This is a genomic window from Xanthomonas sp. NCPPB 1067 (assembly GCF_020783795.1).
In the GTDB taxonomy this organism is placed as follows: Bacteria; Pseudomonadota; Gammaproteobacteria; order Xanthomonadales; family Xanthomonadaceae; genus Xanthomonas; species Xanthomonas melonis.
The window spans coordinates 108,295-125,142 of record NZ_JAJGQG010000009.1 but is presented as its reverse complement, the minus strand read 5'-3'; the positions used below and the strand labels follow the sequence as shown (position 1 = coordinate 125,142).

Genomic DNA, 16,848 nt, shown 5'->3' with positions numbered 1-16,848 from the left:
GCCTTTGCGCGTGCGCCGCAGCAACGCCTACCATCGACGTTTTGCCGTTGCGGGAATCTCGATGAAGCTTCGTTACGCCTTGCTGCCCCTGTGTCTGTTGAGCGCCTTGCCAACGCTGTCCGCCGCGCGCGGTTTCGATGTGCGCGACATGGTGGCGCTGGACAGAGTGTCTGCGCCTACGCTGAGCCCGGATGGCAGCGTGGTGCTGTTCGCCAAGCGCCAGGCCAAGACCGCCAACGGCAAACCGGCCACCAGCCTGTGGGTGCGCAACCTGCGCACCCGCGATGCGGCGCCGCCCAAGCGGCTCACCCCCGAGGGCTGGAACGTCAACAGCCCGGCGCTGTCGCCGGATGGCAAGACGGTGTACTTCCTCAGCAGCAAGTCCGGCAGCCAGCAGCTGTACGCGCAGCCTCTGGCCGGCGGTACCCCGCAGCAGCTCACCGCCTTCGCGGTGGACGTGGACAGCTACAAGCTCTCGCCGGACGGCAAGCGCATCGCCTTCAGTGCCGGCGTGTTCCAGGACTGCGGCTCGGACCTGGGCTGCACCAAGAAGAAGCTGGGCGAGCGCAAGAACAGTAAGGCCAGCGGCGTGGTGTACGACCAGTTGTTCGTGCGTCACTGGGACACCTGGAACGACGGCCGTCGCAACACCTTGTTCGTGGCCGAGTTGCCGGCGGCCGGTGCCAAGGCCGTGGTCGGCGCCTCGGCCATCAGTGCCACGCTGGCCGGCGATGCGCCGTCCAAGCCGTTCGGGGGCAACGACGATTACGCCTGGTCGCCCGATGGCGCCAGCGTGGTGGCCAGCGTGCGCATTCCGCAGCCGCATGGCCCCGAGGCGGGCAGGAACGCCAGGGCCGGTGCCAAGCCCACCGGCAACGATGAATCCTGGCAGACCAACTTCGACCTGTACCGCCTGGATGCCACCGGCAAGGCCGCGCCGGTCAACCTGACCGCGGACAACCCGGCCTGGGATGCCGGCCCGGTGTTCAGCACCGACGGCGGGACGCTGTACTACCGTGCCATGCAGCGGCCCGGCTTCGAGGCCGATCGCTTCGGCCTGATGGCGATGGACCTGGCCAGCGGCAAGACCCGCGAAATTGCGCCCAAGTGGGATCGCTCGGCGGGCGAGATCGTGCTGAGCGAAGACGGCGCCAGCCTCTACACCAGTGCCGACGAACTCGGCGAGCATCCGCTGTTCAAGATCGATATCGCCAGCGGCGAGGCGACCAAGCTGGTGGGCGAGGGCAGCGTGCATGCGCCCACGCTGGCCGGCGGCACGCTGGCGTTTACCCGCAGCTCGCTCAAGAGCGGCGACCAGATCTTCGTCAGCGATGCGCAAGGCCAGGGGCTGCGTGCCATCACCCAGAGCGCCGCCGAGCAGCTGCCCGACGTGCAGTTCGGCGACTACGAACAGTTCAAGTTCAAGGGCTGGAACAACGACACCGTGTATGGCTATGTGGTCAAGCCGTACAACTTCCAGGAAGGCAAGACCTATCCGGTGGCGTTCCTGATCCACGGCGGCCCGCAGGGCAGCTTCGGCAATGGCTGGAGCAATCGCTGGAATCCGCAGACCTACGCCGGCCAGGGCTATGCGGTGGTGATGATCGACTTCCACGGCTCCACCGGCTATGGCCAGGACTTCACCGATGCGATCAGCCAGCACTGGGGCGACCGCCCGCTGGAAGACCTGCAGAAGGGCTGGGCGGCCGCGCAGAAGCAGTACGGCTTCCTCAACGGCGACAAGGCCTGCGCACTGGGCGCCAGCTATGGCGGCTACATGGTCTATTGGATGGCAGGCAACTGGAATCAACCGTGGAAGTGCCTGGTCGACCATGACGGTGTGTTCGACAACCGCACCATGGGTTATGCCACCGAGGAGTTGTGGTTCAGCGAGTGGGAAAACGGCGGCACGCCGTGGCAGAACCCGGCTGGCTACGAGAAGTTCAATCCGGTGCTGCACGTGGACAAGTGGAAGGTGCCGATGCTGGTGATCCACGGCCAGCAGGATTTCCGCATCCCGGTCGAGCAGGGCCTGGCCGCGTTCACCGCGCTGCAGCGCAAGGGCATCGAATCGAAGTTCCTGTACTTCCCGGACGAGAATCACTGGGTGCTCAAGCCGGACAACAGCATCCTGTGGCACGACACCGTCAATGGCTGGTTGAAACAGCATATAGGTCAGTGACCAGAATGGTCCCGGCACTTCGCTTCGTTGCGGCGTGCCGGGATTCCTGCAGGCCTTCCTGCCTGCCGCTGGATGCGCATGGACGATGCGCGTTTTGATTGCTGGGCCCGGGCACAACGCAATCAACCGCAGCAGCGGTCGTATCGCACGACGTGCGCAGGTGGGGGCGTCGCCTGCTGCAGCGCTCGCTCGAGACGGCGATGTGTGGCCACGACAGCGCCGGATGAGTGCGCTTGCCGGACGTCAGCGGGCGTGCGGCAAGGCCAACGCCGGCTGATCGGGCACGGATATCATTGCCCCAGCGACATGCGGGCATGGCAAAATAGCGTTTGTTTAACTTCTGCAGTTCTTGCCGGGATCGCAAGGAACTCCCCACATGCGCAGCTTCGTTCCTCCCGCTTTTTTCGGGCTCGCCCTGATCGTCAGTCCTGCCTGGAGCGCCGTTCCGCGGCAGGCGGCCAGTGCGCCGGTACGCGCAACGGCCGCTACCGCCCCAGCGGCGGGCAGCAGTGCCGAAACCGGCGGCGGCGAGCTGCTGGTGCCGCTGCCGGCCACGCTCAAGTCGGGCATGAGCTACCGCGCCTTTTCGCAAGCGATCGCCGAGCGCGGCTGGCAGCCGGTGGATCCGCTGGCCGCCGATAGCTGCATGGCGGTGGGCGACTGCCAGATCGAATTCGTCTCGCCCGCTGCCGCCGCGCGCCTGCGCGTGCAGGTCGGTTCGCAGGACGGAGCGGCCGTGGTACAGGGCTGGGCGGCACGGCGCATGCCGGCCGACCGCCTGGGCACGACCAGTGCCTCTCTCGACAACGCCAAGGTCAGCCCCCCTGCAGCCACGGCGACCGTGGCCGAAGAGCCACGCTGAGCGCCTGCAGGCTGCGCAGCCTGCGCGGCGTATCATGAGGTAGTGCGTTGACGGTGGTCGCAGCCAGTGCGGCGTCGCCGTCCTGATGTCGCGCCTTTCCTGATCACGAGCCCCCGTCCTGCATGAAGAGCATCGATCCTGCCGATCTGGAAGCGTTGTTCGATGCCGTGCCGGACGTGCTGTTCTTCGTCAAGGATCGCGAGGGCCGCTATACCCACGTCAATCAGACCATGCTGCGGCGATTGGGCCTGAAGTCGCGCAAGGAGTTGATCGGCAAGCGCGTGGCCGAGGTGTATCCCAGCGGGCTTGGCGCCAACTACGCCAACCAGGACGAGCAGGTGCTGGCCGGAGAGGTCATCGATAACTTGCTGGAGCTGCACCTGTTCGCCAACCGTGAGCCGGGCTGGTGCCTGACCTGCAAGCGTCCGTTGCTGGTGGACGGCAAGGTGCACGGCATCATCGGCATTTCGCGCGACCTGGGCCCGCAGGACGGGCACGAATCGCAGTACGAGAAACTGCGGCTCGCCCTGGCCTATCTCAACGCCAATTACGCGCAGAACATCCGCATGCAGGCGCTGGTGGACATCACCGGATTCTCGATGTCCAAGCTGCAGCGTTCGTTTCGCAAGGTGTTCCAGCTCACCCCGCAACAGGTGCTGGCCAAGTTGCGTTTGCAGATGGCGATGCATCTGCTGCACGGAGACAAGAGCCTGACCGAGATCGGCCATGCCTGCGGCTTCAGCGACCAGAGCGCGTTCGCGCGGCAATTCAAGCAAGCGGTGGGCATGACGCCACGCGAGTATCGCGCGCTGGCGAATGCGCAGCTTCACGCGGTGCACGCTGCTGAATGACTGGCTCCGCGCACCTCCAGGCAACTGTCGGAGGTGGCTTGGGGGCAAGCGGTGGTTGCAGGGTGGCTGGAAAACAACCGGGCGCAAAACGCTCTGGGGAGAGCGTGTTACGCCCGAACTGCGGTGGGCGGTTTTGCGGTGAACTCAGGCCAGCATGCGCACCTTCGGCTCGCGCGCCCACTGCCGGATCTTGGCGGCGGCGATGAAGGCCTTGGTGTCGGCCACCGGCACGATGCCGGTGTCCTTGCCGACGTTGCCTGCCTTGAGCAGCAACTGCGCGCCCTCGTCGTAGGCAATCGCCTTCAGATGGGCCCAGGCGTTGCTGACGAAGTCTAGGGCCGCCGATTCGTTGGTCAGTTGCTTTGCCGCTGCCGACGACAGCACTATCGCCACTGCATCGAACACGATCGAAGGCGTGCCGGCCAGTTGGCCGTCGGCGGCCAATTGCGCGCCATCGCTGAGTTTGGCGCCGCCCAGCTTGGGTGCGACGATCTTGACCGTGGCACCTGCCGCTTCGGCCGCCTTGCGCACGGCTTTGATCGCTGCGGCATCGGAACCGTCGTGGATCAGGATGCCGACGGTACGGCCCTGCAAGGTGTCCTTCATCCTGCCGATCAGCTGCAAGGCCGGCGACAACGGCATATCCGTGGGCGCGACGGCGGCAGGTGGTGCGGGCGGCAGGCTGGTCATGCCCATGCCGTCGGCCACGCGCTTGGCCAGGCTCTCATCGATATGCCGCAGGTGGCCGACAATGGCTTCGCGCACATGCGCGGTCTCCACCTTGGACAATTCGAAGACCAGCGCCGAGGCCAGATGCGCCTGCTCCGGCGCGGTCTGGCTGCGGAAGAACAGCCGCGCCTGGCTGTAATGGTCGGCAAAGCTCTCCGCGCGCACGCGGCCTTTCGCGCCATCCTCGGCCGGCGTGGCATGGCTGGGGAATCCACGCAGCGCCTCGCGCGGCGCATCGGCCTGCAGTGAGCTCGGCTCGTAGGCCACGCGGCCCTTGGGAACTCCCATCTGCATGTGCCCATCGCGCTGGTTGTTGGCGAAGGGGCACTTGGGCGCATTGATCGGGATCTGATGGAAGTTCGGACCGCCCAGGCGGCTGAGCTGCGTGTCCAGATAGGAGAACAGCCGGCCTTGCAGCAGCGGATCGTTGCTGAAGTCGATGCCGGGCACGATGTTGGCCGGGCAGTACGCCACCTGCTCGGTCTCGGCGAAAAAATTGTCCGGCCAGCGATCCAGCACCATGCGTCCGACGATCCGTAGCGGCACCAATTCCTCCGGGATGACCTTGGTCGAATCCAGGTGATCGAACGGGAACGCCTCGGCTTCTGCCTCGGTGAACAGCTGCACCCCCAGCTCCCATTCCGGGAAGTCGCCGTTCTGGATCGCTTCGAACAGGTCGCGGCGCTGGAAATCCGGATCCGCACCGGCCAGCTTCACCGCCTCGTCCCAGATGGTCGATTGCAGTCCGAGCTTGGGCCGCCAATGGAATTTGACGAAGGTGCTTTCGCCGCGTTCGTTGAGCAGGCGGAAGCTGTGGATGCCGAAGCCTTCGATCATGCGTAACGAACGCGGGATGGTGCGATCGCTCATCGCCCACATGATCATGTGCATCGACTCCGGCGTCAGCGACACGAAATCCCAGAAGGTGTCATGGGCGCTGGCTGCCTGCGGGAAGCCGCGATCCGGCTCCATCTTCACCGCGTGGATCAGATCGGGGAACTTCATCGCGTCCTGGATGAAGAACACCGGGATGTTGTTGCCCACCAGATCCCAGTTGCCTTCCTTGGTGTAGAACTTCACCGCGAAGCCGCGCACATCGCGTGGGGTGTCCACCGACCCGGCGCCGCCGGCCACGGTGGAGAAGCGGGTGAAGACCGGGGTCTTTTCGCCCACTTCGGTCAATAGCCTGGCGGTGGTGTACTCGCTCAACGAGGCCGTCAGTTCGAAGTAGCCATGCGCAGCGCTGCCGCGCGCGTGCACGATGCGCTCGGGAATGCGCTCGTGATCGAAGTGGGTGATCTTCTCGCGCAGGATGAAGTCTTCCAGCAACGTCGGCCCGCGTGGCGTGGCGCGCAACGAATTCTGGTTGTCGCCAACCGGAATGCCCTGGTTGGTGGTCAGCTGCGGATGCGTGCCACCGGCTTTCTGATGCAATTCATCGCCGCTGCCGCGCACGTCGTGCGCGTCTGCAGACTTGCCACCAGCGAGCGGCTGTGCGGATTTGGGGGACTTGGCCATGGGGACTCCACGTTGGCGGGCTTGAGAGGCGAGCTAATCCGCCTGAGCCTGGGAGCGTGGCTGTTAATCGGATGTGTCTGCGTGCGAACGAATGCTCACATCCGTACCGGCTTCCCACTCTGAAGCGTGCGCAACTGTGTGCTGCTTGCTAAGTGTCGCGTCGTTGGCGCAGCTAACGACGCTTGTGCAGGAAGCAACGCGACGCAGGCGATGGCCTGCAACAGATCTAGTGGCTGCTTGAGTGCAGGTGGAGGCGGGCATGCACTGCTGGCGATGTTGCGGATAGCGAAAGCACATGTGCTATATGTCCGGCCCGGATGGCAGCGCGTGCAGGGACGGTCGGCATGACACGATTGAAGCAAATCCTCGTGTGGTCGGGAATCTGCGGGGTCTGCGCCTTATGCGCTTTCAATCTCGCCTATTGGTGGGCCTTGAGCGGCCAGTTCGACTGTATCGAAGGCGGTTGCGGACTACTGGCCGAGCTGGTGCTCTGGCCTATCCTGAGTATCGTCCTGGTCGCTGCCGCCGCGATGCTTGCCTGGGTCGTACGACGCAGGCGCGGACGTCGCTAGCGCTTGCCGCGTGCGGCCCGACGATGGCCATGGTTACCGACAACACAGACTGGTTCCATGCCCGCCGTCGAACCCAGCCGGAAAGGACACGGCCGGGTTCGACGACGGGAATGAAGTGGCGCGGAGTTACGCCTCGGCGTCTTCCTTGTATGCATCCACCGGGATGCAGGCGCACATCACGTTCTTGTCGCCGTAGACGTTGTCCACACGTGCCACCGGCGGCCAGTACTTCTGCTGCTTGAGGCTGGGCAGCGGGAAGGCGGCCAGTTCGCGCGGGTAGGCATGCGTCCACTCGCTGGCCGACACCTGCGTGGCGGTGTGCGGTGCGTGCTTGAGCGGGTTGTCCTCGCGGTCCAGGCGGCCGTCTTCGATGGCGCGGATCTCTTCGCGGATCTGGATCATCGCGTCGATGAAGCGGTCCAGCTCATGCTGCGATTCGCTTTCGGTGGGCTCCACCATCAAGGTGCCGGCGACCGGGAAGCTCAGCGTCGGCGCGTGGAAGCCAAAGTCGATCAGGCGCTTGGCGATGTCTTCGGCACCGATGCCGCTGGTCTTTTCCAGCGGGCGGATGTCCAGGATGCACTCGTGCGCGACCAGGCCATTGCGGCCGGTGTACAGCGTCTTGTAGTGCGGTGCCAGGCGCTTGGCGATGTAGTTCGCGTTGAGCAGGGCCACCTGGGTGGCCTTGCGCAGCCCGGCGCTGCCCATCATGGTCACGTACATCCAGCTGATCGGCAGGATCGAGGCAGAGCCATAGCTGGCCGCGCTCACCATGCCGCCGATGCGCGAGGAGTGTCCACTCCCTCTTTCGGAGTGGAGTCCGCCGCCATGGATGGCGGCAGTTTGACCTTCGCCGGCATGGATGCCGGTACGAGGTAGGTACGGCGCCAGGTGTGACTTCACCGCGCATGGGCCCACGCCCGGGCCGCCGCCGCCATGCGGAATGCAGAAGGTCTTGTGCAGGTTGAGGTGCGACACGTCCGAGCCCCACTTGCCGGGCTTGGCCACGCCGACCAGCGCGTTCATGTTGGCGCCGTCGGTGTACACCTGGCCGCCATGCGCATGCACCGCTTCGCAGATCGCCACCACGTCCTCTTCGAACACGCCGTGGGTGGACGGGTAGGTGATCATCAGCGCGGCCAGACGATCCGAATACTTTTCCGCCTTGGCGCGGATGTCGTCCACATCCACATTGCCGTTGGCATCGCACTTGGTGACCACCACGGTCATGCCGCACATCTGCGCCGAGGCCGGGTTGGTGCCGTGCGCGGATTCGGGAATCAGGCAGATGTCGCGATGGGCCTCGCCGCGCGCGCGGTGATAGGCGCGGATCGCCAGCAGGCCGGCGTACTCGCCCTGCGCACCGGAGTTGGGCTGCAGGCTCACCGCGTCGTAGCCGGTGCATTCGACCAGCATCGCTTCCAGTTCGTCGATCAGCTGCGCGTAGCCGGCCGACTGTTCGGCCGGGGCCAGCGGATGGATCGCGCCGAACTCCGGCCAGGTCACCGGGATCATCTCGGCGGTGGCGTTGAGCTTCATGGTGCAGCTGCCCAGCGGGATCATGGTGCGATCCATCGCCAGATCCTTGTCGGCCAGCGAGCGCATGTAGCGCAGCAGTTCGTGTTCGCTGTGGTGGGTATTGAACACCGGGTGGGTCAGGAACGGGGTGCTGCGCAGCAGGCCTTGCGGCAATGCGTCGGCGGTGGCGGTGTCCAACGCATCCACATCGGCCGTGGCACCGAACAGCTGCGCCAGTGCGACCACATCGGCACGCGTGCTGGTTTCATCCAGGCTGATGCCGACCGCTTCGCTGTCGATGGCACGCAGATTGATGCCAGCCGCACGCGCACGGGCGTGGATCGCATCGGCATCGATCTCCTTGACGTGCAGGGTGTCGAAGAAGCGCTCGCCCACGTTGATCCCGGCCCTGCGCAGTGCGGCGGCCAGGATCGCGGCCAGGCGATGGGTGCGTCGTGCGATGCGGGTGAGGCCATCGGGGCCGTGATACACCGCGTACATCGAGGCCATGACTGCCAGCAGCACCTGCGCGGTGCAGATGTTGGAGGTAGCCTTCTCGCGGCGGATATGTTGCTCACGCGTCTGCAAGGTGAGGCGATACGCCGGGTTGCCTGCAGCGTCGATCGACACGCCGATCAAACGGCCTGGCATCGAACGCTTGTAGGCGTCGCGACAGGCCATGAAGGCCGCATGCGGGCCACCAAAACCGAATGGCACGCCGAAGCGCTGCGAATTGCCCACCACGATATCCGCGCCCCATTCGCCCGGCGCGGCGATCAGGGTCAGCGCCAGCAGGTCGGTGGCCACCGCCACCAGGCCGCCCTGCGCGTGCACGGCATCGGCCAATGCGGCGTGATCGCCGATGTGACCGAAGCTGTCCGGATACTGCAGCAGCACGCCGAAGCACTCGGCCTGCAGCGCTTCTTCCGGCGTGCCCACGCGCAGCACGATGCCCAGCGGCTCGGCGCGGGTGCGCAGCAGTTCCAGCGTCTGCGGATGCACGGCGTCGTGCACGAAGAAGGTGTCGGATTTGGACTTGGCCGAACGCTTGGCCAGGGTCATCGCTTCGGCAGCGGCGGTGGCCTCGTCCAGCAGCGAGGCGTTGGCGATCTGCATGCCGGTCAGGTCCGCGCACAGGGTCTGGAAGTTGATCAGCGCTTCCATGCGGCCTTGCGAGATCTCCGCCTGATACGGCGTATAGGCGGTGTACCAGGCCGGGTTCTCCAGGATGTTGCGCAGGATCACCTTCGGCGTGTGGGTGCCGTAATAGCCCTGGCCGATGAAGGTGCGCCGGACCTGGTTCTTGCTGGCGATGGCGCGGATCTTGGCCAGCGCCTCTTCTTCGGTGATCGCATCGGGCAGCGCGAGCGGTGCCGGCGACTTGATGTTGCCCGGCACGATGGCATCGGTCATCGCATCCAGCGAGGCGTGGCCGACCACGTCCAGCATCTGGGCGATTTCCGCATCGTTGGGGCCGATATGGCGTTCGACGAACGCGCTGTGGTGTTCGAGGTCGCGCAGGGAAGACGGGGTCTGGGACATGGCGGGCATCCGGGGCAGAGGGCGTGCGAAAGGTCGGAAGCACCACGACCGGCATGACGCGCATACGCGCGCCACCACCCATCGTAGCGACGGTCTTCCTCGCGCCCCTCTGTCCTTTTGCCTGAGAGTTTAAGAACGCGGCATGGCGCTGGGCCTGCCTGCGTTCCGTGCCCCTTCGGCGCCGGCATCGGCCGGTCTCTCCAGAGTTGTGTTGAAGATGGTATCGGGCCTGAGCGATTACGGGCTGTTGCGCCTTCGGCAGCGGCAGTGCCGCTTCTCCCACCGTGTTGCCGGTCGATTATAGCGTGGCGGTGCGCCGCCGCGCGTGCCGCATCGGCAACGCTCGGGTTTGCTTAACCTTGCCTGCGCAAGCGCCTATGATCGGCGTCCTTGTGCGCATACGGCGCTGCGACCGGCAGGCGCCGCAGTGCATCCCCCATGCGCCACGTTCCGGACCACTGGATGACCCCCACCACGCCCTCCACCCGACGCATGGCGCTGCTGCTGGCCGGGCTGGCGATGTTCGGCCCGTTTTCCATCGACACCATCTTCCCGGCGTTCTCGCGGCTCAGCCGCAGCCTGGCCGTGGACGAGGTGGCGATCCAGCAGACCATCAGCGTCTATCTGCTGGCCTACGGGGTGATGAGCATCGCGCACGGGCCGCTGTCCGACGCCTGGGGCCGCAAGCGGGTGATCCTGGGCGGGCTGGCGCTGTTCATCGCCGGCTCGATCGGCTGCGCGCTGTCGCAGGACCTGCCCACGCTGCTGGCGTTCCGTGCGTTGCAGGGACTGTCGGCAGGCGTGGGCATGATTGTCGGCCGCGCGGTCATCCGCGACCTGTTTCATGGCCCGGATGCGCAGCGGCTGATGAGCCAGGTATCGATGATCTTCGGCATCGCGCCGGCCATCGCGCCGATCATCGGCGGCTGGATCCTGCTCAGCGGCGCCGGCTGGCCACTGATCTTCTGGTTCCTGGTGGTGTTCGGTCTGGTGCTGCTGGTGGCAACCCTGGTCTGGCTGCCGGAAACCCACCCGGTCCAGGCGCGCACGCCGCTGCAGTTCAAGCGCCTGCTGCAGGACTATGTGCGGATCGGCTTCAACCCGCGCTTCCAGCGGCTGGCCGCAGCCGGGTCGTTCAATTTCGCCGGCATCTTCCTGTACATCGCCTCGGCGCCGGTGCTGATCATGCAGCACCTGCGGTTAGGCGAGGGCGACTTCGCCTGGCTGTTCATTCCCACCATCGGCGGCATGACGCTGGGCTCGTTCCTGTCCGGGCGCATGGCCGGGCGCATGCAGCCGGTGCGGCAGATCCGCATCGGCTTCATCTGCTGCGGCGTGGCCGCGCTGGTCAACCTGGGCTACACCTTGGCGGTGGCGCAGATCGCCTTGCCATGGGCCGTGTTGCCGATCTTCCTGGCCGGCGTCGGTATGGCGTTGATCTTCCCGATCCTGGCGCTGGCGGTGCTGGACATGTACCCGCACCAGCGCGGCCTGGCGTCCTCGCTGCAGGCCTTCACCCAGCTGATGACCAATACGGTGGTGGCGGGGGTGCTGTCGCCGCTGCTGAGCGCGCATCCGCGGCATCTGGCGATCGGCATGACCGGCTTTTTCTTGCTGGGGTGGCTATTCTGGCGCTGGGAGCGCCGCAGCGGCCGCCGCCTGCGTCACCGCCAGGCCACCGAGGCGGTGCCTCTGGAACCGGCCGACCACCTTTGACCCGACAGGAGCCTGCATGTCCACCGATTCCAAGTTGCGCCGCGATGCCCGCAAGCGCGCCGCCGAGCGCCAGCGCAACCAGGCCGCCGCCAAGGCCACCGCCGAATCGCCGATCGAACCGCATGCCGAACTGCGCGACCAGCAACGCACGCTACTGGCCGGCATCGTCCGCCGTGACGGCGAGTGGGTGCTGGGCATGGACGGCCGCATCGCCGGCGAAAGCACCAGCGCCGCGCAGGTGCTGGCCTTGATCATGCGCGCGGCCGAACTGCACGAACGCCAGGGCACGCCGGTGCGGCTGACCTACTCGGACGCGTTGAAGGCTGCCGCGCATGCCGAAGCCCAGGCCGATGGCATGGAGTTCGAACAGTTCAAGACCCGGCTCAGCGAGCGGCTCCAGGCAGGTACCAAGCTCAACTGAGTCGCAGGCGTCGCCTGCCGTACGCGCGATGAGGCCCCAAGGGGAAGCCGCATCGCGCGCCAGCGCGATTGGGATTGCGATAATCGAATCAGCGGTTCGGCGCAGGAGCGACCGGCGCACTGCCGACGTTCGCTTCCGCCTGCCAGCCGCACATCCGGCCCTGGTTCTGCTGCTTCAGCCACTCGTCCATGGGCGCGAAATACTCCAGCATCGGCCCGGCATCGAGCGTGTCGCTGCCGGTGAGTTCCTTCAGCGTGGTTTGCCACGGTTGGCTGGAGCCGCGCTGCAGCATCGACCAGAATTTCTGCCCGGCGTCCTTGTTGCCGTAGAAGCTGCAGTCGTACAGCGGGCCCTGATGGCCGGCGGCCTGGCACAGGCCCTTGTAGAACTGGAACTGCAGGATATGCGCCAGGAAGTAGCGCGTGTACGGCGTATTGCCCGGCACGTGGTACTTGGCGCCGGCATCGAAGAACTCTTCGCCCCGCGTGCCGACCGGTGCCACACCCTGGTAGCGGGCTTTCAGTTCCCACCATGCCTGGTTGTAACGCTCCGGCGCGATCGAACCGTCGAACACGCCCCAACGCCAGCGGTCGATCATCAGGCCGAACGGCAGGAATGCCACCTTGCTCAAGGCCATGCGCATCTGCGAATTGATCAGTGCTTCGCGGCCGCCCTGCTGTTCGCCGACCAGCCCGATCGACTGCAGGTACTTCGGCGTCATCGCCAGCACGATGGTGTCGCCGATGGCCTCGTGGAAGCCGTCGTTGGCGCCGTTCTGGAACAGCGGTGGCAACGGGTTGTAGGCCAGGTCGTAATAGATGTGGCCGAGCTCGTGATAGATGGTGGTGAAGTCTTCTTCGGTAGGCTTGATGCACATCTTGGTGCGTACATCCGCGCCGATGCCCTGGCCCGGCTCGCCACCCATGTTCATGTCCCAGGCACTGGCATGGCAGACCACATCGCGGTCCAGAGGTTTGATGAACTGCGAACGCTGCCAATAGGTCTCCGGCAGCTTGGGCATGCCCAGCGAGGTGTAGAAGTCCTGCGCGCGCTCGGTCATCTGCCTGGCGGTGCGCAGCTGCGCTTCGCGCTCGGCATTGAAGCGTGCCGCAGCGCCGCCCTCGCTCCCGGTACCGCGCGCCAGCGCCGCGCTCAGATTGCCCTGGTACTGCTTTTCCAGGGCAGCGGTGATGTCCAGGTCGCCGGCGCCCGGGTAGGGCTGCAGCAGGTCCCACAGATTGCTCCAGTCCTGCTGCCACATGTTGCCCATCAGGTGAGCGGGCAGCAGCCCGCCAGGCAGCTCACCCTTGTCCTTGCCGTACTGCGTGTCCAGCTTGCCGCGCGCGTAGCACTGCAGTTGCGCATACAGCGGTTTGACCTGCTCCCACAGCCGGTCGGTTTCGCTGGCCAGCTGCGCCGGCGGCATGTCGTAGCCGCTGCGCCACATCGCCCCGACATCGGCAAAGCCCAGGCCGCGCGCGCCCTCGTTGGCCAGCGCGACGAAGCGCTGGTAGTCCTTGCGCAGCGGTTGCGCGGTGGCGTGCCAGCCCTGCCAGGCATCGCGTTGTTCGTCGTAGTCGCGGCTGCTGGCCAGTACCTGTTCCAGCTCGCCGAGCTGCCGGCAGCGGCGTTGCTCGCCTTCGCCGGTGCAATAGCTGGCGGCGCCGTAGTCGCCTTCCATCTTGGCAGCGATGCGGGTCAATTCGGCCAGCTTGGCCGGGTCGCGCGGAGCGGGCAGGGCGCTCATCAGCTTGAGCAATTGCAATGCACGGGCGCTGTCTGCCGACATCGGCGTGCCCGCGTATTGCTTGGATTGTTCGATCCAGCGATCCAGCTGCGCCAGCGAGCGCTCGTTGGCCTTGGCCGCGAGCAGCTGCGAATCGCCGTTGATATAGGTCGACGACAGCCATTGCGCGGCGGTGATCTCCGGATAGGCCGCCTTGTACTCGGCGCCGATGCGCGCAACGAAGGCGTCGGCGCTTTCGGCGGGTGCGGGTTTGGCGGTCGTGGGTGCGGTTGGCGGCGTCGCCTCCCGGCGGCAGGCCGACAGCGACAGGGTGCCGGCAGCCACAGCCAGTGCCAGCAACAGCAGACGAGGATTCACGGGTGGTCCTTGCGGTGAAGTCCGGCGAAGGCTAGAGCGCGCCAGGCTTCAGGGCAAGCGGTGCCGGTGCAGGCAGGTTCGCAGCGTGGCGATCGGCAGCGCGCAAGCGGTCCTGTGCCTGCGCCTGGAACGCGGCAGGCCCAGCGGTTGCCGGGTCGCTGGAGCGGTATCGTGAACGTCGACGGTCAGGCCGGCGATCCGTGGCGGGTCGGGCAAAGGCCTGAGGTGCGGCCCGGCGTGGCCGTCGGACAGGCCGCGCGACCGGGAATCTGCGCGTCCTTCCAGTGCATCGTGATCGGTTAGCGCAGGGGCATCAGCCTGGCTTGGCCGTGCACTGAGCGAACAGATCGCGCTCGCGCGCGTACACACTGGTCTTGACCTGCATCAGGCCCAGCACCGACGGGAACAGTGCATCCTGGTCGGTGTACTGGCCGGCGCGGTGGCGCAGGCAGGACTCGTCCAGGCCCCGGCTGCGGGCGAACTCCGGCGAGAACCACATCACCATCGGCACGTGGGTCTGCTCCTTCGGCGCAATGGCGTATGGCACGCCGTGCAGATACAGGCCCTTCTCGCCCAGCGATTCGCCGTGATCGGACAGGTAGATCATCGCCGTGTCGTAGTCGGGCAGCCCGCGCAGGGTGTGGATGGCCTGTGCCAGGAAGTGGTCGGTGTAACCGATCGAATTATCGTAGGCATTGACGATGTCCTGGCGGCTGCAGCTGCCCAGGTCGGCGGTCTTGCAGACCGGTTTGTAGCGTTCGAAGGCGGCCGGATAGCGCTGGAAGTAGCTTGGCCCGTGGCTGCCCAGCTGATGCAGCACCACCACCCGGTCGCCGGGTCTGGCCCGCACCTGCGCGGCCAGATCGCCGAGCAGGATCTCGTCCATGCAGCGGCCGTCGGCGCATAGCCCCGGCGTGGTGGCATCGTCGAGCTTCTGGATGTCCAGGCCGTCGCACACGCCCTTGCATCCTGATTGATTGTCACGCCACAGCGTGGAAATGCCGGCGTGTTCGAGTACGTGCAACAGCGACTGATGGCTGCGGATTCGGTCTTCGTTGTAGTCGCGGCGACCGAACGGGGAAAACATGCAGGGCACCGAGACCTCGGTGCTGGTGCCGCAGGAATGCATGTCGGGGAAATTGATCACACCGGCCTGCGCCAACTCGGGCGTGGTCTGGCGGGCATAGCCGTTGAGGCCCCAGTTCTGCGCGCGTGCGGTTTCGCCCAGCACTATCAACAATAGACGCGGGCGGCTGCCAGGTGCACGTGGCGTGGCCGTGGCATCGTGTTCCACCGGCTGCTTGGGCGCGTGCTGGATCGGTGAGCTGGATTTGAGGTTCTGCCGGAGCGCGACGATGTAGTTGATCGGGGTGGCCAGGTAGCGCACTTCGCGGTGATTGCGCATCAACGCCGAGACATCCTGGAACGACAGCATGGCGCCGGCGAGGCCGAGCAGCGCGGCCGCCAGCAGGAAGCCGGCGCGAACCAGCAGCGCCCTGCCAGTACTGCGCGCGCGCAGGCGCGTGCGCCACAGCAGCACCGTGGGAATCAGGAAGTAGCACAGCAGCGGCAGGATCAGCCCGGGGGTGAGCAGCTCGCGCGATTCCTTGTGATCGGTATGCAGCACGTTGCGCAGCATGTCCGCATCCAGATAGACGTTGTAGCTGTCCATGTAATGCGCGGCCAGCGCGGTGGTGAACAGCAGCAAGGTCAGCAGCGGCCTGGCATTCCAGCGCCACACCAGCAGGCCCAGCAGCAGTGCATGCACGGCCACCAGCAGCGCCATCAACGAAATCGCAAACCCGATACTGCCCGGGTGCGTGGCCATGGCCGTGCGCCAGAACAGCTGGTTGCAGACTAGCGCGAAGAACAGGCTGGTCAGCAGGATCAGGGTTTCGGCCGAGAGGGTCGGGCGAACGCTCCAGGTCAGCGCCCGTGAGCGGGCGCGCTTGCGTGGTTCCGGCAGCCAGGTGCTCATGCTGCATCACCCGCTGGCAACATCGCATCGAATGCGCGCGGCGGCCGGGCCAGCATCACGCAGTACAGGCTCAGCGCGGTCAGCCAGCACACCGCCAGCGACCAGAGATCGTGCGACAGAAAATGCGCGCCGCGCAGTTGTTGCGAGATCCCGAAGATCAGACCGGCCGCCAGTCCCACAGACAAACCCGGCAGCCGCCATGCAGGACGCAGCGCCAGCGCACAGAAATACAGGGCGACCCAGGCATAGCCGGCACTGGCATGTCCGGCAGGAAAGCATCCGGAGGCGGCGATGCCGTGGCGCGACTCGAAGACGCCGACCATGGCACGCGTGCCGCCGTAGCGGGCGAGGTCCCATGGGCAGTCCATCGCCGTCCATGCCTTCAGCAGCGACACCAGCGACGTCGACACGGCGACCGACGCGGCCAGGTAGGTCAATGGCCAGCGCAGCACGCGCAGGCGCGGCCGGCACCATGCCGCCACGGCCAGGATCACCACGCTCACACCAGCCGCCGTGCTCAGCCATTTGCCGATACGGTGGACCACGCCGCTGGTGAACCAATGCTCCTTGAGCAACCAGTGTCCGCCTTCCAGGCGGTACAGCAGATCCGCCATCCATTGGTCGCCACCGGCGCCCATCAGCAAGGCGCTGGCCAGTAACGTGCCTGCCAGCGGCAGCCACAGATGCACGGCAAGAAAGCGTGTGGGCGCAAGCGCGGTGGCGCGACGCTGGATGGGCGAGTAGGCGGAAAGCGTGGTCATCGAAAGGTGGGCTTGTGTCAATGTGTGACATCTTCGAAACCCGTATGTCGGAGAGCGGTCGGACCGGAGTTGCCCGGCCGTTAACCCGACACCG

At 66.0% G+C, this 16,848-nt stretch carries 10 protein-coding genes and 1 riboswitch; of the genes, 5 read left to right on the top strand and 5 right to left on the bottom strand.

Annotated features, from left to right (window positions below; all coding sequences use genetic code 11):
* The first annotated feature begins 61 nt into the window (after window positions 1-61).
* From LL962_RS09575 to LL962_RS09565, 3 genes are all read left to right on the top strand, one after another.
* A complete protein-coding gene (locus tag LL962_RS09575; protein ID WP_228316726.1) occupies window positions 62-2,182 on the top strand; it encodes an alpha/beta hydrolase family protein in 2,121 nt (706 codons plus the stop codon).
* A 376-nt stretch (window positions 2,183-2,558) separates the two neighbouring features.
* Entirely contained in the window at window positions 2,559-3,044 is a 486-nt protein-coding gene (locus LL962_RS09570) for a hypothetical protein (RefSeq protein ID WP_228316725.1), read from the top strand.
* Between the two features lie 122 nt (window positions 3,045-3,166).
* The gene (locus tag LL962_RS09565) at window positions 3,167-3,895 is read left to right on the top strand and encodes an AraC family transcriptional regulator (RefSeq protein WP_228316724.1); all 729 of its coding nucleotides are present in this window, start codon (window positions 3,167-3,169) and stop codon (window positions 3,893-3,895) included.
* A gap of 144 nt (window positions 3,896-4,039) precedes the next feature.
* Here LL962_RS09565 and LL962_RS09560 read toward each other — a convergent pair whose 3' ends face one another.
* On the bottom strand, window positions 4,040-6,142 hold the full coding sequence (locus LL962_RS09560; protein ID WP_228316723.1) for a catalase: 2,103 nt from the start codon (window positions 6,140-6,142) through the stop codon (window positions 4,040-4,042).
* 698 nt (window positions 6,143-6,840) lie between these two features.
* Entirely contained in the window at window positions 6,841-9,783 is a 2,943-nt protein-coding gene (gene gcvP, locus LL962_RS09555; protein WP_228316722.1) for an aminomethyl-transferring glycine dehydrogenase, read from the bottom strand.
* 90 nt (window positions 9,784-9,873) lie between these two features.
* Window positions 9,874-9,988, bottom strand: a riboswitch (glycine riboswitch).
* 248 nt (window positions 9,989-10,236) lie between these two features.
* Between gcvP and LL962_RS09550 the strand changes: the two genes are divergently transcribed.
* Window positions 10,237-11,490, top strand: a complete 1,254-nt coding sequence (locus LL962_RS09550; RefSeq protein WP_228316749.1) for a multidrug effflux MFS transporter — start codon at window positions 10,237-10,239, stop codon at window positions 11,488-11,490.
* A 16-nt stretch (window positions 11,491-11,506) separates the two neighbouring features.
* Window positions 11,507-11,911: a hypothetical protein gene (locus LL962_RS09545; protein WP_104584359.1), complete on the top strand. Its 405-nt coding sequence runs from the start codon at window positions 11,507-11,509 to the stop codon at window positions 11,909-11,911.
* 88 nt (window positions 11,912-11,999) lie between these two features.
* Here the strand turns inward: LL962_RS09545 and LL962_RS09540 are convergent, their stop codons facing one another.
* From LL962_RS09540 to LL962_RS09530, 3 genes are all read right to left on the bottom strand, one after another.
* Window positions 12,000-14,015 (bottom strand): M2 family metallopeptidase, encoded by a 2,016-nt coding sequence (locus LL962_RS09540; RefSeq protein WP_228316721.1) that lies wholly within the window; start codon window positions 14,013-14,015, stop codon window positions 12,000-12,002.
* A gap of 313 nt (window positions 14,016-14,328) precedes the next feature.
* Window positions 14,329-15,993 (bottom strand): phosphoethanolamine transferase, encoded by a 1,665-nt coding sequence (locus LL962_RS09535; RefSeq protein WP_104584355.1) that lies wholly within the window; start codon window positions 15,991-15,993, stop codon window positions 14,329-14,331.
* A complete protein-coding gene (locus tag LL962_RS09530) occupies window positions 15,990-16,754 on the bottom strand; it encodes a phosphatase PAP2 family protein (protein ID WP_441004863.1) in 765 nt (254 codons plus the stop codon). Before LL962_RS09530 ends, LL962_RS09535 begins: the two co-directional genes overlap by 4 nt.
* Window positions 16,755-16,848 lie beyond the last annotated feature (94 nt).

What these genes read in the sequence shown, in the direction of transcription:
- LL962_RS09560 (WP_228316723.1), bottom strand. Translation starts at nt 6,142, where the DNA reads ATGGCCAAGTCCCCCAAATCCGCACAGCCGCTCGCTGGTGGCAAGTCT.
- LL962_RS09530 (WP_441004863.1), bottom strand. Translation starts at nt 16,754, where the DNA reads ATGACCACGCTTTCCGCCTACTCGCCCATCCAGCGTCGCGCCACCGCG.
- LL962_RS09565 (WP_228316724.1), top strand. Translation starts at nt 3,167, where the DNA reads ATGAAGAGCATCGATCCTGCCGATCTGGAAGCGTTGTTCGATGCCGTG.
- LL962_RS09550 (WP_228316749.1), top strand. Translation starts at nt 10,237, where the DNA reads ATGACCCCCACCACGCCCTCCACCCGACGCATGGCGCTGCTGCTGGCC.
- LL962_RS09535 (WP_104584355.1), bottom strand. Translation starts at nt 15,993, where the DNA reads ATGAGCACCTGGCTGCCGGAACCACGCAAGCGCGCCCGCTCACGGGCG.
- gcvP (WP_228316722.1), bottom strand. Translation starts at nt 9,783, where the DNA reads ATGCCCGCCATGTCCCAGACCCCGTCTTCCCTGCGCGACCTCGAACAC.
- LL962_RS09575 (WP_228316726.1), top strand. Translation starts at nt 62, where the DNA reads ATGAAGCTTCGTTACGCCTTGCTGCCCCTGTGTCTGTTGAGCGCCTTG.
- LL962_RS09570 (WP_228316725.1), top strand. Translation starts at nt 2,559, where the DNA reads ATGCGCAGCTTCGTTCCTCCCGCTTTTTTCGGGCTCGCCCTGATCGTC.
- LL962_RS09545 (WP_104584359.1), top strand. Translation starts at nt 11,507, where the DNA reads ATGTCCACCGATTCCAAGTTGCGCCGCGATGCCCGCAAGCGCGCCGCC.